The organism is Rhizobacter sp. P1_G5 (assembly GCF_056405435.1).
Genome location: NZ_JBFUCB010001078.1, coordinates 1 through 979, shown reverse-complemented (window position 1 = coordinate 979; position 979 = coordinate 1). Strand labels below are relative to the sequence as shown.

Here is a 979-nt window from a genome sequence, read left to right as displayed (position 1 = left end):
ACCGCCTCCCCCGCAGCGAGCAGGCGTTGGCGGTCCGCCCGCGGAAGCAGTTCAATCAGGCCGTTCTCGATGTTTTTCATGGCGCGGGCAGTCTGGGGCCTGCGTGGCCGCATCACCGTCTGCCAGCGTACACAGGGGGCTCAGCGGACCAGCCGCTCGGGCAGCAGCCGGTCGTATTCCTTCTTGACGACCGCATAGCACTCGCAGGTGCGTCGTTCCAGGCCGGGCCGGTCGAGCACCTTGATGCGCCCGCGCGCATAGCTGATCAGCCCGGCCTTCTGCAGCTTCAGCGCCGCCTCGGTGACGCCTTCGCGCCGCACGCCCAGCATGTTGGCAATCAGCTCTTGCGTCATCACGAGCTCGCTGCCGGTCAGCCGGTCCAGGCTCAGCAGCAACCAGCGGCACAGCTGCTGGTCGAGCGAGTGGTGGCGGTTGCACACCGCCGTCTGCGCCATCTGCGTGATCAGCGCCTGCGTGTAGCGCAGCAGCAGGTGCAGCACCGGCGCGCGGTTGAACTCGTCCTTGATCGTCGATGCCTTGAGCCGGTAGCCTTCGCCGGCACTTTGCACCACGGCGCGGCTGGGTGTCGACTCGCCCCCCATGAACAGCGAGATGCCGACGATGCCCTCGTTGCCGACCACGGCGATCTCGGCCGACGAGCCGTTCTCCATCACGTACAGCAGCGAGACGATGGCGTTGATGGGGAAGTAGACGTGGCTGAGCGTGCGCCCGGGTTCGTAGAGCACCTGGCCGAGGGTCAACTCGACCCATTCGAGCTGGGGCAGCCAGCGCTGCCACTCTTCATCGGGCAGGGCCGCCAGCAGCTGGTTCTGCTTCGGATCGGGGGAAAGGATCATGTCTCGAAGCTCCGTCACATTGTCGGAGCCGGCACAGAACGCGTACCGCCCGATGCCACCGATGGTGGCAACTATAGGCGCTGGCGAGGCCTCTGTATGTTCGATATCGAACATACAGAGGC

The 979-nt window shown here is 65.8% G+C and carries 1 protein-coding gene; it reads right to left on the bottom strand.

Features of this window, described 5'->3' with window-relative positions:
• Window positions 1-140 precede the first annotated feature (140 nt).
• The gene (locus AC1D12_RS34135) at window positions 141-857 is read right to left on the bottom strand and encodes a Crp/Fnr family transcriptional regulator (protein ID WP_477828350.1); all 717 of its coding nucleotides are present in this window, start codon (window positions 855-857) and stop codon (window positions 141-143) included.
• Between the last annotated feature and the right edge of the window lie 122 nt (window positions 858-979).

Excerpts from the sequence above, each read along its gene's own strand:
- AC1D12_RS34135 (WP_477828350.1), bottom strand. The coding sequence starts at position 857 with ATGATCCTTTCCCCCGATCCGAAGCAGAACCAGCTGCTGGCGGCCCTG.